Source organism: Bacillota bacterium (genome assembly GCA_040757205.1).
In the GTDB taxonomy this organism is placed as follows: Bacteria; Bacillota; Desulfotomaculia; order Desulfotomaculales; family Desulforudaceae; genus Desulforudis.
Window position 1 is genome coordinate 1 of the sequence record JBFLXL010000020.1, and the last position, 15,047, is coordinate 15,047.

Below are 15,047 nucleotides of genomic sequence, written 5' to 3' on the forward strand. Positions count from 1 at the left end.
ACGGGCGGGACGGGGCGGTCAGCGTCTCTTGCTCTTCATCGCCATGATCTCCTGCCAGTGCAGGTTCAGACCCTTGTCCTGGCGGTCCTGCTTTTCTTCAATGCGGGCCAAGTCGAAATTTCATCCACGGGGCACTCTCCCTGGCAGTTTAAGTTGATGTTATCATGGCTTTGCCGGTTTTTGTATTCAGTATGATTATAACAATTATAACAAAGATTCATAGATTTCGACTTGATTATGTAAATGTGAATGTGTTTAAATTGCTGTAGATGTCTTTTTATCGGAGCTAAGATTTTTACCGGTCCCGGAGGGACTGGGCGTAAAGCTTTGAGCCAGAAACTGGCCGCAGGGCGACTTCTCCAGCCTGAATGGCTGGAGCGTAAAGAAATCAAGCTGATGCTGAAATAGTGTCAGTGCTGTCAAATTCTGGCAGCGAAGAAAGGGCATGCTTTTGCGTAAAAGCGAAGTGTGCTTTTTGCTTTAAAAAGCAAAGAAAAAGACACGTTAATGCGCGATACTGCGCGAAAGCGTGTCTTTTTGTATGCTTTTTGACAATTGAATACGATCTAGCGATGCGCGGACGCAGCCAGCCGCCCCCGGGGCGGGGCGGCGCGGCCCGGGCGAAAAAAATCAACAAGGGGGGATAGTCTTGTCTTTTTCACGAAATGCGGCGAAAAAACGGCAAAAACGGTGGAAGCAACGGAAATTCGGGGAGCAGACAAAAAATTTGGAAGCGCGGGTGGCGGGGTTGCGGGTGGCGGGGTTGCGGGCGACGCGGCGGTTTTTATAAACTGCGCCAGGGGGTGTTGCGAAACGAAGCAAAACATGGTATAATATAACATGACAACTGAATAGCGTTCTATCAACTGATAACTGACAACTGATAACTGAGAAAGGGTGATTTTCAAGCATGAAAACGAAAATCCTTGCGGCATTACTGATCTTGTCCCTGGCCGCCGGGCCGGCGGGAGCGGCGGGGGTGGCGGATACCCGCGTGGACGTGTACGAAGCGCAAAAATTGGTTAAAAGCGTAGTATTCAAAGTCGGCGAGAAGGAGTACTTTATCGACAACCGGGTACCTGGTGTCGCAATGGACGTGGCGCCGTATACGGCTGGCGGACGAACGTTCATACCGGTGCGGTTTCTAAGCAACGCCCTGGGCGTCACGGACAAGCATATCGCTTTCAAAAACCCGGCGGTCACGCTAACTGAACCCGGCTTTCCGGCGGTGGAACTGGCGGTTGGCAGCAAAACGATTAAATCCGGCGGCACGGCCCGGACGATGGACGTGGCCCCGGCGGTGCGCGGGCAGCGGACCTTCCTGCCCGCAAGGTTCGTGGCCGAAGCCTTGGGCTACCAGGTAGAGTGGGACGCGGTGAACCAGGTGGTGGTGGCGTGGGCGGCGGGCCAGCCGAAGCCGGACGTGGGCGCGGTGTTGCAGCACCTGGGCGCGAAGCCGCAGCCGGGCGTAGCGGGGGTGGATCCGGTGCTGGGGCGGTATGTGGTGAAAAGCGGGTACAAGATTCCGGTGCAGCATAGCTTTTGGAGCTTGAATCCCCGGCTGGCCGACGACCAGCACAAGGCTGAGTTGGCCCTGTCGGTCTGTATCCAGGCGAATGCAGATCAGAACTTTAAAGTGATGCGGGCAATTTTGGAGAGCAAGTTTTCAGAAACAGACGTGGATTTGATGTTAAATCGCTTTGAACATAAGGTTAAGACTCGGGATGCGATGGCAAGCGTGAGATCGGAATGCCTTGTGGTCGGCGGCAAAGATGTGACGGTTGGTAGCAATGCCAGGAACAGCTTGATCAATGTTGTAATTTGGGGGGACGTCAGGTGAAACTAATAACAGGCATACTGACAGTGATCCTGGCCCTGGCATTGATGCCGGGGCTTGCTTTTGGCACGGAAAAAGAGTACAAATCGCGGGAAGAGTTCCGGGGCGTGATGGCGGGCTTGAGCTTCGCAGAAGCCAAGATAGGGGCGAACCAGGACATTCGGCAGGTGTACGGTTTGATGCTAGATCATCATCAGGACAGGAGCGAACACGGCAACCATGCCGCAAACCCTGACTTGTGGGGAAACCGGCACGTGTTCACCTACGGACAACCGCATGAGTACGATCAAGGGCATCACCGCTATCTGGGCTACACATTTGAAGAGACGAAGTACACCAACACCCTTTTCCGCCACGACGCATGGGCGGGTGGCTGGTTCACGTCGCGGAACTGGATCGCGGAACCCTGGGAAGATGGCCGGGTCGCGCAGTTTCTGTCGGGTCGCGGTGAACCAAGAATCTTAAGCAGCAGATTCAACCGGGCCGACTCCAGCGATCCGGTCTTTGAAATGCTGTCGCAATCGGCGTTCCTGGGGGCTTTGGCTGTTGTTTCAGACCAAGGCCCCGTCGCCACAGTGCCGGGTTTCACATTGAACAAAGAGTGGCTTGAGTTTCTTGACCGCATGGATTTTGGACACGAAGGAATAGTGTTGATTTACAAGTACTGCGAAGATGATGAATTCATCACGAACCTGGCGAAATACATTCACGTACTTGATCCGCCGACAAGTGTGAGCTTTGGCATGGGCCGCATGTTTCACCAACTGCGAGACGGCCGGATTTTCTACTTGACGATTCCGTTATTTCCGACTTCGTTTAAGCTACCGCCGCCGCCCGTCCGGCCCGACTTTTCGGTGGAGCTGATTCCCAATCGCTTCGAAGGCCAGAACGGCCAGGCACTTTCGGGCACCGTGCGCTACAGGCTCAACGAAGACCACCCGCAGGCCGAAACCGCCTGGCTGCGGCTGCATCACGTAGCCGGGGCGGAGCATGCAATCAATCTGCAGCCCGTCGTCCCGGCGGACGCGCCGAACGCCCAAGGGCACGTCCTGTTCCAGCCCGGCGACGTGAAAGAATATCGCTATAGTTTCACCGTCCAGGCGGCCAGCGAGATGATTTTAGCCCGCATCAACCCGGTCCAGGGGCAGGACAAAAATTGGTCCAACAACCGGGCCGAAGCGCCGATCTTGCGGCCCTGTACCGACATCTCGGTCAAACTGTCTCAACATCCCGCTGGCAAGCGGTTTGTCGGCGACAACACCCAGCTGACGGCCGTCGTCACGCGGGGCAGAGACGGCCCCGCCGGCCCGGTCGGCGTTCGGTTCAGGTTCGGCCACGGTTCCTGGCAAAACTTCACCTTGGCTCAGGGCCAAAGCCGCACCTTCAGTGATGTGGTGCGTCACGACCGGGCGGGGAATGTCACCTACTCCGCCGAAGCTTGGCCGGTGGGGATCGAAGACTGCAACCCGGCGAACAACCGGGCGGAAGCGAGGGTACGGGTCGAAGAGCGACTAGAGTTTGAGATACCCGATTCGCCGCTTCGGTATGAGATAATCTCATGATGATGAAAGTGAAAAACGACGAACGCGGCTTTGCGCTCTTATTCACCGTCCTGACGATTTCTATCCTGCTCCTTTTCGCTGGGCTGGCGACCGACTTCGCCCGGCTGTGGGTGGCAAGGGAAGACCTTCGGACCGCGGTGGACGCCGCCGCGCTGGCGGGCTCGCTGGAAGCACAACGGATGGTAAAAATTACCGTGGGCCAAGGGGAGTGGGTATGTACCACTAGCGCAGACGGTGTGGTGAGTTGCAGTTGCGAATGGAAACCGCCCCGGACGATGACCGGGGCGGAAGCACATCTCATCGACCGGGGCGGGTGGCGGCAGCACAGATGTGACTATTTTTTGGGGATCGAACGCCGCTGGATCGAGTACCCGGCGAGTGCAAGAACCGTGGCCCAGGAAACGCTGGATGTGAACTGGCCCCGCTTCATGCGCCCCGAAGCGGGGGGTGCAAAGACCAGCGAAAGCGTTGAAATATTCCGGAGCGGTTCGCAGTACCCGTCGGTAAGGGTGCGGGCGGCGGGGACGATGGACACGACGCTTTTAAAGGTCGCGGGGATCGAATCGCTGGCCGCCGCAGATTGCGGCCAGGCGGGGACGTTTTACGAACGCATCGAAGGCGGTCGAAAACAAGGCGAAAACCCGCCGCCGGGCGACGCCTGCCCGTAGGTTTTGAGCCCCCGGGGACCAACCCCGGGGGCTACTAACTACAAAAGGGGGAAAGGTACCGTGCGCTACAAACTCAACGAAAATGGTTCGGTCATGCTGGAATTCACGCTCATATTTCCGCTACTCATCGCCCTGTTTCTGGGCATCGTCAACTTCGCGATCTTGCTCAACAACAACATCGTGGCGGCAAGCGCGGCGCGGGAAGCGGCCCATACCGTGGCCGTGACCGGAAACGCAAGCACGGCCAAGGCCAAAGGGGAAGAGATCCTCCGCACCGGCCTGCTGGGCGGCCAAGGGACGGTCACTGTAGCCAGGCCGGTGCGGGATGGTCGGTCGATGACCGTTGACGCCCGCGTGGACTACAGCACCGCGGTCTCCGCGCCCGGCTTTCCGGCTCTGGTGGGGCAGAGCCCCTGGTCCCCGCGCATCACCCTGGCTGAACAAACCAGTCACTACGTGGAATACCGGCACCGGAGACCGGCGGGGGCGGAATTTCGGGGCGCGGGCGACTGTGTCTGGTGCGGTTGCATGCCGCAGGGGTGCCAATGATGCTGGCCACATTGCGGATGATGAAGCGCATGCGGGAGCGCAAGCGGCAATTGGAGCAGGCGGCGGGGCTGGTAAAGCCGCCAGTCCCGGCGGCGGGGGCGGCGGCCCAGGAACCAGTTGCTGCTCCGGCTGCGGAGCCTGAGTGGCGGGGGCGGCTTCTGGGGGGCGGAGTGGCAGTAGTGCGGGTGGTGTGGAGTTTAACCCTGGACGCGGTATGGTTAGTGGCGATTTTGGTTGTAGTAGTCGTGGCGGCGGGGGCGGCGGGCTGGGAGCATCCGGCGTTGACCGCTGGAGAGCAACTGATAAACAAAATCTTAGAAGGAGCGATGCCAGGTGAATCAAACAGGTAACGGTAGGAAGCGGCGCAGACGGTTGATCCCGCTGATTCTTCTGGCGGTGGGCCTGGTGGCGGGCGGCGGGGTTTGGATTGCAACTGGCGGGCCGGGAGAGCCCCCGGTGGCGGCAAAAGTGAAGCCGGTGGTGCAGGCGGTGAAGCCGGTGCCGCCGCCGGAGCAGGTGCCGGAACCAGAATCAGTGGGGGCGGTGAAGGCGGAACCAACGGTGGAGACGGCGACGAAGCCGAAGGTGGACGGGATGGGGGCGGCGCGGCGGGACGGCGATTGCACGTTGCTACAAGTATGCGACGTGCCTAGCGGGTGGCGGGATGGCTGGAACACCCGGGCAAGGACGGACGGTGAGTATATCTATCACGATGTCGTGTTGGCCCAGGGCGGGGAGATAGCGTATCAACCGACCGCCAGCGGCGGCTGGGTGGTGACCGTGCCGCCGGGGGGCGGGATTACGGTAGCAGTGATTCCGGTGGAAGCGGGCGCAGGTGGGGCAATTGAGTTTGTAACGGGGTGGAATTCTCTCTGGTGGGAGCAGAATGTTAAATCCTTACAGATAGTCGCCGTCCAGCCGCCAGTTTGCCATGGCCGGGCCCGGATCGGGCGTGATGGCGAAGTCGTCCCCGTCGTGTTCATCGAAGCGGTTTACCAGTCCCGGCCAGCGGCGAAACCAACCGGTTCGGGCCAGTCGGTTGAGTTAATATAACCTAAAATCTGGCAGGGAGAAACTGGCAGGGCTTCCAGGCCGACCGGGGGTGTTCGGGCACTCCTGGTCGGCTTTTTGGGTTGATGCCAGACGGCGAAACAGGCCGGAGATGGCAAAAGTGGGATAAAGGGCTGTGGATAAGTCGAAAAAGGGGTACCAAGAAGGGTGCCAAGTCCGTTTGGGTGGGGTTTTATGGAAAAATGGGATAGGAATTTCCGGGGTTTGACCGTTCGCCGCGCCGCCCCCGCAAGGGCTTGTAGCATCTCACTCAGACCGTGCGCTTCGCGCCCGGTCTGCACCCTGCCACCCTCCCACAACGTACACTGCGTGTACTGTGGTAGGGTGGCAGGCTGACGTGAGATGCACAATCCCTAGAGCGGGGGCGGCGCGGCTCTCTGGGTTAGTCTGAAAAGCGAAGAACTGGAAACGAAAACTGGGAGCTGGGAGCAGGGGTTACCGCTAAAACTGCTACAAAAGTGGTTCAATGTAATGTTAGCCGTGGGCGGTACTGGTAATGGTTACCACTAAAACTGCTACAAAAGCGGTTCAATGCAATGTTAGTTGAGTGCGGTACTGGTAGAAGTTACCACCAAAATCGGGGAGTTGGGGGTTGAAAGCAGGGGTGGTCGAATGCGGGGACGGGGGTTACCACTGAGATTGAAACCTGAGCGAAAGGGGCGGGAAGCAAGTGCTAACAGAGCGCGACCAAGAAATCTTGACGCTGATCGACCGTTTCGGCGTGCTAAACAGCAAGCACATTGCGGCAGCGATGGATATGAGCATGCATTCCGTCTACCACCGGGTGGCGGTAATGGAGCAACGGGGCTACCTGCACCGCCATCACACCCGGCGCGGGATGCCCGATGCGCTCACTCTGACCGCCGCGGGCGCGAAGGCAGCCGGGGGCACGGCCCGGGCGAAGTTGCGTCTTGCAACATTAGCGCACGACTGGCTGGTAGCAGACGTACTGCTAAGTTACGCAAAATCCGGATGCGAATTCCGAACGGAGCGAGAGTTGCGGGCGGAGTTGTACGACCCGGGGCGCAAGCGGCGGGAAGGTTACGTGCCCGACGGACTAATCAAAAACGGCAATGGCGGCTGGACGGCGCTGGAGCTTGAAATTAGTTACAAAACGACTGCCAGGTATGAAAAAGTTGTCCGTGAGCACCTGCGGAACCCTAACGTTACGAACGTAACGTTCTTCTGCAAATCACGGTCGCAAGCCGCCAGGCTGACAGATATAGTTGAAGCGATGAAGCTTGGTGATTTCGCAAGTGTTAAGACGGTCCGGGGGGTGTTTGGCGATGTCGAAGCAGCAGAGTGATGAAGGTTTTTGGCTAGCGTTGGGGCTTGTTCTTGTCGTGCTTGCGATGCTGCTTACCCCGGCTGTGGTGGCGGGGTATCTTGCGTACACAGTGTTTAGATACGTCGTTGCCCCGCACTGGGGGACGGGGTGGTTCGCCGTGGCGGCGGGGGTGGCGGGAGCAGTGCAAGTTGCCGTGTTGACCGTGCCCGGGATGGTGGAGACTTATTTTTCCGCCTGGGGGATGGCGGCAAGGGGCTTGGTAAAGCAGAACGCGGCGGGGATAGAGTGGTGGCCGCTACTGATTCCGACGCCCGCAGGGGTCGCGGCGGGGGTGTTGGTGGCGCGGTGGAAAGCGAAAAGCCAACTGGGAGAAGGAAAGGTGGCGGTCAAGGAAGGGCCGTCCTGGCGGGAAAAGCGGGCGCTAGTGGCGATCAACAGGGCGGCGCACCCAGGGGGCGGAGTGCTTCTGGGCGTGGAAAAGGGCAACGGGAAGCGGGTAGTGTTAGTTGACGCCGAATTAAACCAACATTTGTTCTTGGTGGGAACAACCGGAAGCGGAAAGACCACGACGGTTATGAACTTCGTGGAGTCAGCGGCGCAGCGGGGGGTGCCGTTGGTTTTAGTAGATGGCAAGGGTGACCCTGGCTTGGCGGCCCGGGTGCGGGCCCTGGCGGAGCGGAACAACCGGGAGTTCCGGCACTTTGCGATGGCCGGGCCATCGGCGCGGTATAACCCTTTGGCGGCCGGCGGGATCACGGAGCTAAAAGACAAATTGCTGCACCTGACAGAGTGGTCAGAAATGCATTACGAGGCTCTTGCGGGACGGTACTTACAGTTAATGTTCCGCGTGTTTGAGCTGGCCGGCACCCGGGCCGACCTAGCAGCCGTGGCGCGGTATCTGGACCTGAAGCGCTTGGAAGCGCTGGCCAAGCGTGAGATTAAAGACAAAGTCAAGCTGCAAGAAGTATTTGACGTGTCGCATAGTTATCAGGGCGGCGAAATCCAGGGTTTGGCCGCCAGACTGGCGGCGCTAACGGAGAGCGAGATCGGGCATTTGTTCGCAACTGACGAGGACGGGGGTGCAATCGACTTGGAACGGGTGATCGGCGGCGGGGGAGTGGCAGTATTCAGCCTGGATTCATTGGCTTTCCCGGAATATTCGCGGTTGTTGGGCCGGTTGATCATCGCTGATCTTAAGTGCGCCGCCGCTAGATCGTACAAACGGGAAAAACGGTATGTCTATGCGATCTTCGACGAATTTTCGGTCTTCGCCAGTCGAGCCGTCGTGGACCTAATCGGCAAAGCACGGGGAGCGGGGTTCTGCACCGTAATCGCAACGCAAAGCCTGTCCGACATCGAAGCCGCCGCCGGAGAAGCGGTGGTGGAGCAGATCGTAGACAACTGTAATACGTTCATAGTCCAGCGGCAAAATTCAGCAAAATCGGCAGAAATGCTAGCGGGTATAATCGGTACCCGGGAGAATATCGAAATCACGCAGCAGGTGGAGTATTTAATCCCCGGGTTGAAAACGACGACCAGCGGCAAAATGGGCACTCGGCGGCAAGTCCGGGAGTACTTGGTGCATCCGGATGAAGTTAAGCGTCTCAAAACAGGGGAAGCGGTGGTGGTGCGAAAAACAAATTTTCAAGTTGCCCGGGTCGGGATCCGGAACCCGGGTGGACAAAGCAAGAGAAACGGATCGCCGTTGCGGTGGCCGTGCTGGCGGCCTGGTGGCTTGCGGTAGCGGGGTTGGCAGTGGGGCGGGGAAGCTGACGGCGATCCGGTCAGAAAAGCGAAGCGGGCGAAGTTTCTCAAGCAATATTGGGGTGTCCGGGAAGGCAGGCCGGCAATCCCAAAGGAACAGCCATTCCTTGTCAGCGTCAAAATGTCGCTGACGATGGAGCAGGTAATCTTTCCCAAACTCATCGTGAGGGACAAAATGTCCCTGACGTGAGAAAGACCCTCGCTGACATAGCCGAAGCGGCTGGCGAAGACGAGCGGACAACCCAGCGGCTTCTCAAGCTCAACGATGCCGACAACGAAGAGCGAAGGCAGGCGGACGACGATCCATTGAGAAAGGCCAGGCGGGCGAAGTTCTTGAAACAGTACTGGGGTGTGCGGGAAGGCAGGCCGGAAAAACTGGGTAAAAATTACCCAGTTTCTAAAACCCTAGATGATGTTGCTGAAGCTTGTGGTGAAACCCGCGAAAACCTAAAGAAGCTTCTCAAGCTCAACGACCTGATTGCTCCGCTGCAAAGCCTGGTTTCCCAAGGCGAACTCTCTCAAACCGCCGCCTACTCCCTGGCCTTCCTGCCGCCCGAAGATTTGACATCCCGTTACGTAGCGGCTTTTTTGAGCACATTGCATATTACGGAAGTCCCCTGTGGACAACCATCACTGTGCCTTGTACCGTGCGACCTTGGTGGTTCCCTGCGCCATCCGTCAATTTTAAAGAGAAAGAGGTGGACCAAATTGCACAAGATACTGGTTGTTGTGCTTCTCCTGTGCTTGCTTTTCGCGTGGGCGGGGCCAGTAGCGGGCAGCGCTCCGGGGGAAAGGCCGCAACAAAGCCTAGACGAGCGCCGCCAAGAGTACACGAAAAACACTAGCTGGCCCGAACGGCTGGCCGCCAGCGTGATCATCGCCGGGCCCAACTGGCTGGTCTATGTCCTTGGGCTTCAGGATCCGGTGTCCCTGGTGTTCATGATCGATACGCAGGCTCCTTTGGTGGACGGTGTGCCGCAGCAGCGCGACCTGCCCTACTGGCACGTGTTTACCGAAAATGAAATGGGGGCGGTGGCGACACTTTACGACAGCCTGGCCGAATTCGTGCCCATTTGGCTAGTCGTCGCCGTGGTGCTCCTGGCACTAGGTATTCTGTACAACATGGCCAACCCGCAGTCCAAAGCGGGTTTCCGCGAATACGTCCTGGGCTTTTTCTTGGCCATGATTGTGCTGAAGTTCGGCCCTCAGCTGCTAGGGTTTGTTTTCGACGTGAACTACGCCTTGGTGATGCAGTTTAAACACATCGCCCTGCCGTTTTTCCACCAGCCGCTTTTTTTTCAGCCGGGCGAAACCCCTATGTTTTTGGGGCTTATAACCCTGGCTGATCAAAACATCACCTTTGGGGACGCAATTGTTGCCTTTATCGCTGCTTTTTGTATCGGGGTCTTAAACTGGCAATACATCATACGCAAGATCAACATTGCCCTTCTGGTCGGGCTGATACCTTTGGTGGCCGTGATCAGCATCGCGCCCGCCAAAAGGTATGTCTTGGGCGTCTGGTTTAAAGAGTTGATCGCCAACATCTTTCTTCAGGCGGCTCATGCGGCGGTTCTGGCCTTTCTGCTGCTGATAATTCATGCTTCCGAGGCCGACACGCGCATGGGTTGGTACGCAACAACTCAGGCATTTTGGATCAAGCTAGCCGCGCTTATAGCCTTGACCGGCTTAACCGGCTTGGTGCGCAACGTCATCGGCGCGGAGACCGTCACCGGGCCGCCGGGGGCGGCGATGGCCATGTTTGGCGTGGCTGGGCTGCTGGCACTCGGCAAGATGATCAAGCCCGCCGCCGCGGGTGTGGCTGGAGCCGCAGGGGGTGCTGCCGCGGGGGGCATGGCTGGAGCTGCGGGCGGTGCCGCAGGAGCTACCGGTGCCACTGGGATGGCTGGAGCCGCGTTTCGCGGCTTGGGAAGGGCCAGCCTGACGGCTGGCGGAGCGATGGCCGGGGGTTTGGCCATGGGTGCCGCCACAGGTGATCCAAATGCAGGGGTGGCTATGGGTGCGGGAGTTGGGGCCCGTGGGGCCGGTCGGTCTATAGGTGGGGGCGATCCGGCCCAGCAGGCTTCACAAACTGCTTTTGGCCGTGACATCTTCAGCCAGAGCGGCCTTTCTAAACTACGGGAATTTTCTCAACCCGGATACGGGGGTGTAGCTAGCGGGGCCCGGCACTACGTAGGCGCCGCCCAGCAGTCTTTGGTAGGCGCCAAGGCGAATCTGGACGCCCACAAGCCCATTTACGACGAAGCCAGGGCCAAGCTTACGGAAGTCAAGGCCATGTACGGCCCGAAGGCCGCGCATCTGGAGAACGTGCGGAAGCAGCTTGCGGAAATCGAACCCAAGCTCCAGGCTGCCCAGCAGCAATACCTGGAAGTGCTGAACATTCCGGAAGAATCCCGGGGGCCGGACTATGCTGATGACTTTGGAGTCGCGAAAGCGGAATGCGACTGGTTTCGGACCACGCATGCCGATCTGAAGACGGAGTTGGATGCGGCACCGCAAGCGTACCAGGACGCCCTGGCCAATTACCAGGCGGCGGAAGCGGAGCACGCCCGCCGGCAGCAGGATGTCGCACGGGCCGAGCAAAAGCTGACCCATGATGCCCTTGTCAAGGAGTTTCAGAACATCAAAGACCGGCAGGGTTACCGGGCACCTGGGGGCGTCAACGGCCCGCAGTGGGGATAGTGATGCCAGGGCGGCGCAGGAGCAGCGAAATAAGAGCGGGATATAGTCCAACATTCCCCGCCGGGGTTGCGGGGCGTGTGGGGCGTTGTGGAAGGCGCAAGGTTAGCGGCAAGAGCAACAAGTCACCCCGGGGGCTAACGCCCCCGGACCCCTGGGGGACCAGGAACCACTGAAGGCGAAGAACCCCGGCAGGGGTTCTTCTTCTTGGCCGGGGTTGCGGGGCGGGTGCCGCATTTACAACTGGTTGGCCTGGGTGCGGGCGAAGGCTAGCGGGCAGGTGTGCGGAGCTTGCCGGTAGAGCTGCAAAGCCTTGGGCGGCAAGGGTTGAGAGCCAGTTTTAGACCGCCCTTGCCGGTACTTAGACGTGACTAACACTGGGCAAGCCCGGGGTTACCGGCAAGGGCCTGTGGAAAACCACCTTGAGTCCTTGTGGCGCAAGGCTTGAGCCATACCGGTACCCCGATGACAAATCTCAAGACAAGATAAGGAGTGAACTGGGCTACGGGGGCGGCGCGGCACCGTGACCGGTTCCCGGCCACCGTGCCGCTTGGGGGCAAGCCGGACTGCCTGCGGCAGACCGGCGGGGGAACCTGCCGCTTGCTTTTTTGATTGTCCCAGACCCGCCGTCTCCAGTCAAGGGTGCGCGGCGTGAACATATCCTTGGCCTGCGGCCTGCGGTATCCTTCCCGCCGCCGGGCTAAAGCCCGCCCTTGACTTCCGGCGGCGGGGGCCCGGGGCGCGGTGATCAAGCAAGCCGCAAGGCGGGGTGCAAGCGGCGGGAAGAAAGGGGGTGCAAGCGGGATGACAATGGTAGATAGCGAACGCGAATTGTACCGCAGAATTGCCAAGCTGTGGGGAAGCGACGACCCGGAAGACCACGACAAAGCAGATGAGTTAGTTGAAATGCACAAAAATTTGCAGGTACTTGAAGAATTGTTGTTTGAGTTCGAGAGCCAGGAGTCAGGAGCCGGGACGGGGCGGGTGGTGGCACTCAATTCCTTTGTCGCGGAGCGTTATGCCCGCAACCTGGCCTGGGTACGGGGCTGGATAAAGTCAGAGTTGGGGTTACGTTGACAATTGACTGCGGTTTGGAAAGGGGGTGGCACAGGATGATGACGGCTCGAAAACTAACAGAACTACGGGAAGCGGGGAAGATCACCGACCATGATTATGTGCTTGAACTTTATAAGTTGATGACTCCGGAAGAGCGGGAGCGGTTCTTCAACCAAGCACGGGAAATTTATCTGAAAAACGGCTGGGAGTGGCCGGAAGAGTAGTAAAAGTAGTACTTGACGTGGTGTGCAAAGTTGCAGTAGAATTAGTGATATAAGACGATACCACCGGGCCGGAAACGGCTGCTCCGGGACCCCAAAAAAATGTCCGGAATCCTACCCGAACCCTGCACCCCGCCAAACGGCGGGGTTTTTGTTTTTGTGGGGTTGGTTGAGAAGTAAAGCCTGGAGCACCTGATGGCGAATTTCGCCGTCAGGTTAAAACCTTACAGAAAGGGGGGGCAAAGACAAATGAAACTTTACACCGTGCCGGAAATCCAAAGAATCTTGAAAATTCGCCGGGGTTTCGCTTACGAACTTGTGGCCAACGGTCGACTGAAGGCAATCCGGTTAAGCGAAAGGGGGCTACGGATTACCGAAGAATCGCTGAAAGAGTTTCTGGCGGCGCACGAGTACCGGTCGACCGGAAACGGCAGAAAGTAACAGCCAATCCGCGCCCGGGCTGGCGGGAAGGGGGTGAGTAAAAAAACTTTACAGAAACGAAAAGGAATTCGACGTGAGAAAGCAGAGTAATAAAGAAGAACCCCAGCGGGGGTTTTTCTTTTGTGAACGAAGCGGCCCCCGGTAGCCACCCCGGGGGCCAAGAAAGGAGAGCAGATAACCTTGCGTGACAAAAGCATACCACAAACCAGCGGGGAAATCAAGCATATGCTCAAAATTATTCCGGGGCGCGGGGCGGCCGGGCCGATGCCGGTGGTGACGGCCTTGGCTGACGTGGACCCGGAACCGGTCTCCTGGCTCTGGGAGCCATACTTGCCTGCGGGGAAACTAACGATTTTAGAAGGTGACCCAGGAGCCGGGAAAACTTGGGTGGCGCTGGCGATCTGCGCGCAACTGACCGCCGAGGGCCGGACGATTTTGTACGCGACAGCGGAAGATGGCGTGGCAGACACATTGCGGGTGCGGGTGGACGGAATGGGGGCGGATTTAAGCAAGTTTTTTGTCCTGCAGGGGCAGGGGAAGGGCGGCTTGGTGGTCCCGGTGACTCTGGCGCAGCCGGAACCGCTTCGGGCGGCGGTACTGGCGCACCGGCCTGACCTGCTGGTTCTTGACCCAATCCAGGCGTACTTGGGCAGCGACGTGGACATGCATCGAGCGAATGCGGTAAGACCACGGCTTGCGTATCTTGCGCGACTGGCAGAAGAGAGCGGGTGCGGGGTATTGATAATCCGCCACCTGAGCAAGGCACCGGCCGGACGGGCGGTCTATCGCGGGTTGGGCAGCATTGACTTCGCGGCGGCTGCCAGGTCGGTGCTGCTGGCCGGGGAGGCGGGCAACGGGCAGCGGGCGGTGGTGCAGATCAAAAATTCGCTGTGTGAGACCGGGGCGGCGTTGGGGTTTGGGCTACGGGCGGGGCAGTTTTCGTGGACCGGAGTGGTGGACATTGACGCCGGAGACCTGCTCCGCGTTGACCAGGACGCAACAGAAGACAAAGCGGCGCTGGACGAAGCCGTGGACTTCCTGGCCGCGACGTTGGCCAGCGGGCCGGTGGCGGCGAAGGAACTGCAAAAAGAAGCCCGGGCGGCGGGGATTTCGGAGCGAACGCTCCGGCGGGCGAAAGAGCGGCTAAACGTCAAATCCAGGCGCGGTGCAAGCGGCTGGGAGTGGTTTGGAGCGGTCTAGCGCGGACGGATGCTGATGTCCAAGTCCGCATCCAGAGCGTTTGCCAGTTTCTTGAGAAAAGCGACGGACGGGTTTGCCCGCCCGCTTTCCATGCGGGCAATGACGGATTGGGTGGTGCCGCACCGGGCGGCCAGGTCGGCCTGGGTGACTCCCATCCTAACGCGCCGTTCAATAATGGCCGTTAGAAGGCGGTACTCAGGCTCCAAGGCGTTGTATTCCTTTTTGAAGTCCGGATTTTTCAGTAGTTCTGCTTTCAGGTCGCGCCATTTCATCGAAGGCTTCTCCTTTGCAGGTAGTCTTTCATCCGGGCTGCCGCCGTTTGTAGCTCTTTGCCCGGCAATTTTTGGGCCTTTTTGACGAACCCGTGCACCAGGACCAATGTGTTGCCGTCGGCGAAGAATAGTAGCCGGTAAGCCTGCCCGCCAAACGGAACGCGGAGTTCCCGCAGGCCGCCGGTATCCGGCAGCACCCGGACGTGGGGCATCCCAAGGCTGAAGCCGTACTTCTCCAGCAAATCAAGCGCACGGGCAATCTTGGCCTGAGTTTTTGCGTCCGGAACAGCGATAAAATCGGCTGCCGGACAGGCTCCGCCTGGCGTCTTGTAGAAAACGATCTCCCACACGTGATTCACCTTTATAGCCTATATGCTATATTATAACGCCCAACCAGGGCAGCGTCAAGCATGGGTTTGCG

At 58.9% G+C, this 15,047-nt stretch carries 15 protein-coding genes; 13 read left to right on the plus strand and 2 right to left on the minus strand.

Going from position 1 to position 15,047, the window contains the following annotated elements; all coding sequences use genetic code 11:
* Positions 1 to 910: 910 nt before the first annotated feature.
* The 13 genes from AB1402_10020 (at position 911) to AB1402_10080 (ending at position 14,354) form a co-directional block, all read left to right on the plus strand.
* A complete protein-coding gene (locus AB1402_10020) occupies positions 911 to 1,840 on the plus strand; it encodes a copper amine oxidase N-terminal domain-containing protein (GenBank protein MEW6541925.1) in 930 nt (309 codons plus the stop codon).
* Between the two features lie 23 nt (positions 1,841 to 1,863).
* Entirely contained in the window at positions 1,864 to 3,399 is a 1,536-nt protein-coding gene (locus tag AB1402_10025; protein ID MEW6541926.1) for a hypothetical protein, read from the plus strand.
* A complete protein-coding gene (locus tag AB1402_10030; protein MEW6541927.1) occupies positions 3,399 to 4,067 on the plus strand; it encodes a Tad domain-containing protein in 669 nt (222 codons plus the stop codon). Before AB1402_10025 ends, AB1402_10030 begins: the two co-directional genes overlap by 1 nt.
* A gap of 60 nt (positions 4,068 to 4,127) precedes the next feature.
* Positions 4,128 to 4,616: a TadE family protein gene (locus AB1402_10035; GenBank protein ID MEW6541928.1), complete on the plus strand. Its 489-nt coding sequence runs from the start codon at positions 4,128 to 4,130 to the stop codon at positions 4,614 to 4,616.
* Positions 4,616 to 4,966 (plus strand): hypothetical protein, encoded by a 351-nt coding sequence (locus AB1402_10040; protein MEW6541929.1) that lies wholly within the window; start codon positions 4,616 to 4,618, stop codon positions 4,964 to 4,966. Before AB1402_10035 ends, AB1402_10040 begins: the two co-directional genes overlap by 1 nt.
* A complete protein-coding gene (locus AB1402_10045) occupies positions 4,950 to 5,669 on the plus strand; it encodes a hypothetical protein (protein ID MEW6541930.1) in 720 nt (239 codons plus the stop codon). Before AB1402_10040 ends, AB1402_10045 begins: the two co-directional genes overlap by 17 nt.
* A 688-nt stretch (positions 5,670 to 6,357) precedes the next feature.
* Positions 6,358 to 6,993, plus strand: a complete 636-nt coding sequence (locus AB1402_10050; protein MEW6541931.1) for a hypothetical protein — start codon at positions 6,358 to 6,360, stop codon at positions 6,991 to 6,993.
* Positions 6,974 to 8,719 (plus strand): helicase HerA-like domain-containing protein, encoded by a 1,746-nt coding sequence (locus AB1402_10055; GenBank protein ID MEW6541932.1) that lies wholly within the window; start codon positions 6,974 to 6,976, stop codon positions 8,717 to 8,719. Before AB1402_10050 ends, AB1402_10055 begins: the two co-directional genes overlap by 20 nt.
* A 206-nt stretch (positions 8,720 to 8,925) precedes the next feature.
* Complete coding sequence (locus tag AB1402_10060; GenBank protein ID MEW6541933.1) at positions 8,926 to 11,439, plus strand: hypothetical protein; 2,514 nt, start codon at positions 8,926 to 8,928, stop codon at positions 11,437 to 11,439.
* An 801-nt stretch (positions 11,440 to 12,240) separates the two neighbouring features.
* Complete coding sequence (locus AB1402_10065; protein ID MEW6541934.1) at positions 12,241 to 12,513, plus strand: hypothetical protein; 273 nt, start codon at positions 12,241 to 12,243, stop codon at positions 12,511 to 12,513.
* Between the two features lie 35 nt (positions 12,514 to 12,548).
* Positions 12,549 to 12,716 (plus strand): hypothetical protein, encoded by a 168-nt coding sequence (locus AB1402_10070; protein MEW6541935.1) that lies wholly within the window; start codon positions 12,549 to 12,551, stop codon positions 12,714 to 12,716.
* Between the two features lie 246 nt (positions 12,717 to 12,962).
* A complete protein-coding gene (locus AB1402_10075; protein MEW6541936.1) occupies positions 12,963 to 13,154 on the plus strand; it encodes a helix-turn-helix domain-containing protein in 192 nt (63 codons plus the stop codon).
* Between the two features lie 180 nt (positions 13,155 to 13,334).
* Complete coding sequence (locus AB1402_10080; GenBank protein MEW6541937.1) at positions 13,335 to 14,354, plus strand: AAA family ATPase; 1,020 nt, start codon at positions 13,335 to 13,337, stop codon at positions 14,352 to 14,354.
* Here AB1402_10080 and AB1402_10085 read toward each other — a convergent pair.
* Together AB1402_10085 and AB1402_10090 are read right to left on the minus strand one after the other, a co-directional pair.
* Positions 14,351 to 14,626: a helix-turn-helix transcriptional regulator gene (locus AB1402_10085; GenBank protein MEW6541938.1), complete on the minus strand. Its 276-nt coding sequence runs from the start codon at positions 14,624 to 14,626 to the stop codon at positions 14,351 to 14,353. The genes AB1402_10080 and AB1402_10085 overlap by 4 nt on opposite strands.
* Positions 14,623 to 14,976: a type II toxin-antitoxin system RelE/ParE family toxin gene (locus tag AB1402_10090; protein ID MEW6541939.1), complete on the minus strand. Its 354-nt coding sequence runs from the start codon at positions 14,974 to 14,976 to the stop codon at positions 14,623 to 14,625. Before AB1402_10090 ends, AB1402_10085 begins: the two co-directional genes overlap by 4 nt.
* Between the last annotated feature and the right edge of the window lie 71 nt (positions 14,977 to 15,047).

Excerpts from the sequence above, each read along its gene's own strand:
- AB1402_10065 (MEW6541934.1), top strand. The coding sequence starts at position 12,241 with ATGACAATGGTAGATAGCGAACGCGAATTGTACCGCAGAATTGCCAAG.
- AB1402_10070 (MEW6541935.1), top strand. The coding sequence starts at position 12,549 with ATGATGACGGCTCGAAAACTAACAGAACTACGGGAAGCGGGGAAGATC.
- AB1402_10040 (MEW6541929.1), top strand. The coding sequence starts at position 4,616 with ATGCTGGCCACATTGCGGATGATGAAGCGCATGCGGGAGCGCAAGCGG.
- AB1402_10055 (MEW6541932.1), top strand. The coding sequence starts at position 6,974 with ATGTCGAAGCAGCAGAGTGATGAAGGTTTTTGGCTAGCGTTGGGGCTT.
- AB1402_10020 (MEW6541925.1), top strand. The coding sequence starts at position 911 with ATGAAAACGAAAATCCTTGCGGCATTACTGATCTTGTCCCTGGCCGCC.
- AB1402_10085 (MEW6541938.1), bottom strand. The coding sequence starts at position 14,626 with ATGAAATGGCGCGACCTGAAAGCAGAACTACTGAAAAATCCGGACTTC.
- AB1402_10075 (MEW6541936.1), top strand. The coding sequence starts at position 12,963 with ATGAAACTTTACACCGTGCCGGAAATCCAAAGAATCTTGAAAATTCGC.
- AB1402_10030 (MEW6541927.1), top strand. The coding sequence starts at position 3,399 with ATGATGAAAGTGAAAAACGACGAACGCGGCTTTGCGCTCTTATTCACC.